Origin of the sequence: Streptomyces bambusae, from assembly GCF_019400985.1 — a bacterium.
GTDB classification, from domain to species: domain Bacteria; phylum Actinomycetota; class Actinomycetes; order Streptomycetales; family Streptomycetaceae; genus Streptomyces; species Streptomyces bambusae_A.
The window spans coordinates 1-4,427 of sequence record NZ_WTFF01000464.1 but is presented as its reverse complement, the minus strand read 5'-3'; the positions used below and the strand labels follow the sequence as shown (position 1 = coordinate 4,427).

The 4,427-nt window shown below is 74.8% G+C and carries 4 protein-coding genes; 2 read left to right on the top strand and 2 right to left on the bottom strand.

The window, feature by feature from the left end; all coding sequences use genetic code 11:
- Positions 1-275, bottom strand: a 275-nt coding sequence (locus GPJ59_RS34030; protein ID WP_219671820.1) for a DUF2510 domain-containing protein, incomplete at its 3' end; no start/stop codon positions are given.
- 254 nt (positions 276-529) lie between these two features.
- Between GPJ59_RS34030 and GPJ59_RS34025 the strand changes: the two genes are divergently transcribed.
- A complete protein-coding gene (locus tag GPJ59_RS34025) occupies positions 530-1,018 on the top strand; it encodes an SsgA family sporulation/cell division regulator (RefSeq protein ID WP_219671818.1) in 489 nt (162 codons plus the stop codon).
- A 16-nt stretch (positions 1,019-1,034) separates the two neighbouring features.
- Here GPJ59_RS34025 and GPJ59_RS34020 read toward each other — a convergent pair whose 3' ends face one another.
- Positions 1,035-2,528 carry an FAD-binding oxidoreductase gene (locus tag GPJ59_RS34020; RefSeq protein ID WP_258025327.1) on the bottom strand — a complete coding sequence of 498 codons (1,494 nt, stop codon included), beginning with the start codon at positions 2,526-2,528 and terminating at the stop codon, positions 1,035-1,037.
- A gap of 9 nt (positions 2,529-2,537) precedes the next feature.
- Between GPJ59_RS34020 and GPJ59_RS34015 the strand changes: the two genes are divergently transcribed.
- Complete coding sequence (locus GPJ59_RS34015; RefSeq protein WP_308120636.1) at positions 2,538-4,103, top strand: tetratricopeptide repeat protein; 1,566 nt, start codon at positions 2,538-2,540, stop codon at positions 4,101-4,103.
- The last annotated feature ends 324 nt before the right edge of the window (positions 4,104-4,427 follow it).

Sequence of the window (4,427 nt, the reverse complement as noted above, 5' to 3'; positions counted from 1 at the left end):
GGCACGGACGGCGCGGGCGCAGACGCCGCGGGCGCGGGCGCGGGCGCGGGCGGGGACGGTGCCGCCGGCGCGGTCGCCGCCCGTTCCGGGACGACGGCCGCGGTCAGCGAAGTGTCGTCGAGGAAGACCGGGCCCGTCTCGTCGGCCGGGGCCGCCGGGCGGCTCGTACCGGGGACCCAGGACGCGCCGTTCCAGTAGCGGATGTACCCGGGGATGGACGGGTCGGGGTAGTAGCCCTCGCGGGCGTGCTCGCCGTCACCAGGGGAGGCCGTCATGTCCCCAACTCCGATCGTGGCTTGAGGCTTGTGCAAGGGAGGACCATAGCCAAGAACCCCCCTCCGGCAGGTCCGGTAACGGGAGAATGCAGACCTTCGGGGGAACGTGAGCCCGAGATCGCTTTTCGGTCAGCCGAAAGAAATCGGCCAGATTCCGGTGGTCCCGCGAAGTCGCGTCATAGCCCGGCACTTCGGTGCTCTCTCCGGGTGCGGGGCCGAGATCCGGCCCGGCACGGACCGAAGCGAGGCATGTCATGCACCACTCCCACTCCCCCGCCGTCGAGCGCGAGCTGGAGCTCAGGCTGGTCCTGTCCCCCGAGCGGAGCATCGCCGTGCCCGCGCGGTTCACGTACCGGGCCGACGACCCGTACGCCGTGCACATCACCTTCCACACCGGCTCCCACACCCCGGTGAACTGGACGTTCGCGCGTGAGCTGCTGGTCGAGGGGGTGTTCCGGCCCTGCGGTCACGGCGACGTACGGATCTGGCCCACCAAGGTCGAGGACCGGGCGGTGCTGTGCATGGCGCTGAGCTCCCCCGACGGCGACGCGTTGCTGGAGGCCCCGGCCGGCAGGGTGTCGGCCTGGCTGGAGCGGACCCTGCGCCTGGTGCCGCCCGGCTGCGAGGCCGAGCGGCTGGGCCTGGACGCCGCGCTGGCGGAGCTGCTGGCGCCGACCCCGGCCGACGAGCTGTGGCTGCGCGATCCGTGGCCCTCGGACGACTCCGGGGACGGCGAGGCATGAGTCCGGCCGGGCCGTCTCAGAAGAGCTTGCCCGGGTTGAGCAGGCCCAGCGGGTCGAAGGCCTGCTTGACCGCCCGCTGCATCTCCAGGCCGACCGGGCCCAGTTCGCGGGCGAGCCACTCCTTCTTCAGCACGCCGACCCCGTGCTCGCCGGTGATCGTGCCGCCCAGTTCCAGGCCCAGGGCCATGATCTCGTCGAAGGAGGCGCGGGCCCGGGCGGTCTCGTCGGGGTCGGCCGGGTCGAAGCAGACCACGGGGTGGGTGTTGCCGTCGCCGGCATGGGCGCAGACCCCGATGGTCAGGCCGTACCGGGCGGCTACGGCGGCCGTGCCGTCGAGCATGTCGGCCAGCCGGGAGCGCGGTACGCACACGTCGTCGATCATCGTGGCCGGGCGCAGCGCCTCCAGGGCGGTCAGCGACATCCGGCGGGCCTGGAGGAGGAGTTCGGACTCCGCCTCGTCCTCGGCGGGGACGACGGCGGTGGCCCCGGCGGCCGTGCACAGCTCGCCCACGGCGGCGAGGTCGGCGGGGGCGTGCGGGGTGTCGAACGCGGCCAGCAGCAGTGCCTCGGTGGTCTCGGGCAACCCCATCCTGCCGAGCCGGTTGACGGCGCGGACGGTGGTGCGGTCCATCAGCTCCAGCAGCGAGGGGGTGTGGCCGGCTTCCATGACCGCGCACACGGCGGCGCAGGCGGCGGCCGCCGAGGGGAATTCGGCGGCGAGCGCCAGCTGCCGCGGCGGGGCGGGGCGCAGGGCGAGGACGGCGCCGACGACGATGCCGAGGCTGCCCTCGGAGCCGACGAACAGCCGGGTGAGGTCGTACCCGGCGACGCCCTTGGCGGTGCGGCGGCCGGTGCGCAGCAGCCGCCCGTCGGCGAGGACGACGTCGAGACCGAGGACGTACTCGGCGGTGACCCCGTACTTGACGCAGCACAGCCCGCCGGAGGCGGTGCCGATGTTGCCGCCGATCGTGCACTGTTCCCAGCTGGAGGGGTCGGGCGGGTAGTACAGGCCGTGTTCGGCGACGGCCCGGGACAGGACGGCGTTGACGACGCCGGGCTCCACGACGGCGATCCGGTCGACGGCGGCGATCTCCAGGATGCGGTCCATCTTCAGCAGGGAGAGCACGATGCAGCCGTCGGTGGCGTTGGCGCCGCCGGACAGGCCGGTGCGGGCGCCCTGGGGGACGACGGGGACGCGCAGCTCGGTGGCGGTGCGCATGACGTGCTGGACCTGCTCGACGGTGCGGGGCACGACGACGGCGGCGGGGGTGCCGGCGGCGCAGAAGCTCGCCATGTCGGTGGCGTAGGAGGCGGTGACCTGGGGGTCGGTGATCAGCGCCTCGGGCGGCAGGCCCTTCAGGAGCCGGTCGCGGAGTTCGGCCGCGCGGTCCGCGGGGTCCGCGGGGTCCGCGGGGTCCGCGGGGTCTACGGGGTCCGCGAGGTCTACGGGGTCCGCGGGGGCCACAGGGTCTACGGCGTCTACGGGCTCTGCGGGGGCCTGAGGGTCCATGGGATCAGCGTGGCATTCGGGGCCATCGGTGTGAACCCGGCCGCGCCCCCGTTCGGACACCGCGGCAAGCTCTTCATATTGACGCACAGTGAGCGGGTGGACTTCATGGACGAGGAATACCGCCCGCCGGCGCCCGTGACCTTCACCGGCCGCAAGACGCTCGTCGCGGCGGCGGTCGCGGTCGTACTGATCGGAGCGGCCCTGGTGATCCGGCCCGCGGGGCAGGCCGACGACGCGCGCCCGCCGGCGCCCAGCCAGCGGGCGGCCGCCGCCGTGGGCATGGGTGCGCCGGCGGCGGCCGTGGACCTGACGGCGCTGATCGCGGACCGGGAGGGTTGGCTGAAGAAGCACGCCGACGACGAGGAGTCGTGGGCGGTGCTGGGGTCGGCGTACCTGGAACAGGCGCGGCGGACGGCGGAACCCGTCTGGTACCCGAAGGCGGAGGCGGCGCTGAAGCGGTCCCTGGCGCTGCGGCCGGCCGAGAAGGGCAACTTCGACGCGATGACGGCCATGGGCGCACTGGCCGGTGCCCGGGGCGACTTCGGGACCGCGAAGAAGTGGGCCGAGCTGGTGCGGGCGCAGTCGCCGCAGCGCTGGACGGCGTACCCGGTGCTGGTGGACGCCTACTCCGGGCTCGGCGACTACAAGGCGGCCGAGAAGGCGATGGAGCGGCTGCTGGACCTGCGGCCGGGGCTCGTGGGGTACGCCAAGGCCGCGCAGGTCTACCGGGACCGCGGCTGGCGCGAGGACGCGACGGCGTCGATGGAGCATGCGGCGGGGGCGGCGAAGTCGCCGGCGGAGAAGGCGTACGCGATGTTCCGGCTGGGCGAACTGGCCTGGGAGCGCGGGGAGTCGGCGGAGGCGCTGCAGCAGTACGAGGGCGCGCTGCGGGCCGATCCGGCGCACGGCGGGGCGCTGGGCGGCCGGGCGCGGGCGCTGGCCTCGCTGGGGCGGCACGGGGAGGCGGTACGGGACTACCGGCTGGCGCTGGGCCGGGTGCCGGTGCCGGCGCTGGCGCTGGAGCTGGGCGAGCTGCTGGAGTCGCTGGGGCGCCGCGAGGAGGCGCAGGACCCGTACGCGCAGGTGGCCGTGCTGGCGGCGGAGCGGACGGCGAAGGGGGTGAACGAGGAGGTGGTCCTCGGCCTGTACGAGGCGGACCACGGGGAGCCGGCGAACGCGGTGCGGCGGCTGACCGCGGAGTGGTCGCGGCACAAGAACGTGCAGGTGGCGGACGCCCTGGGGTGGGCGCTGCACCGGGCGGGCGACGACGAGTCGGCCCTGGAGTACGCGAAGAAGGCGACCGAGCTGGGCCTGCGCAACGCGGACTTCTCCTACCACCGGGCCCAGATCGAGTTCGGCCTCGGTGACGAGGCGTCGGCGCGCCGCCACCTCCAGGAGGCTCTGCGGACCAATCCGCGTTTCTCGCCGCTGCGGGCGCCGCTGGCGCGGCAGGCGCTGGACACGGTGGGCGACCCGCCGCCGGGCGGGCCGGAGAACGTCCGGCCGAAGGGGCGCTGGGTGGCTCCGGACATGAGCGCGTACATCGTGCCGAAGAAGAAGCCGAGCCAGCGGTAGCCGACGAAGCGCAGGCTGGGGCCGCTGCGCGGGGGCCTCTTCCCCACCCCGCCCCTTCCCGAACCCGGGGCTCCGCCCCGGACCCCGTTCCGTGCGCTCCGCGCCCGGGCCGCCTCAAACGCCGGCGGGGCTGGGTTTGTCCCGCCCCCCCGGCGGTTTAGGCGCGGGGGGGCGGGGGCGGGGCCCCCCCCTTGGTCAGGGGGTGCCGCGCTTGGGCCGCTTCCGCCCCGTCGCCCCGAACAGGGGCTTGGAGGTGGCCTTTCCGGAGCCCCTCGGGCCCTGGCGCTCGCACCGCTCGAAGAAGACCGGCGGGGGGGGCCGCAC

Bases quoted from the DNA above. Each gene is read 5' to 3' on its own strand.
- GPJ59_RS34020 (WP_258025327.1), bottom strand. From the start codon at position 2,528: ATGGACCCTCAGGCCCCCGCAGAGCCCGTAGACGCCGTAGACCCTGTG.
- GPJ59_RS34025 (WP_219671818.1), top strand. From the start codon at position 530: ATGCACCACTCCCACTCCCCCGCCGTCGAGCGCGAGCTGGAGCTCAGG.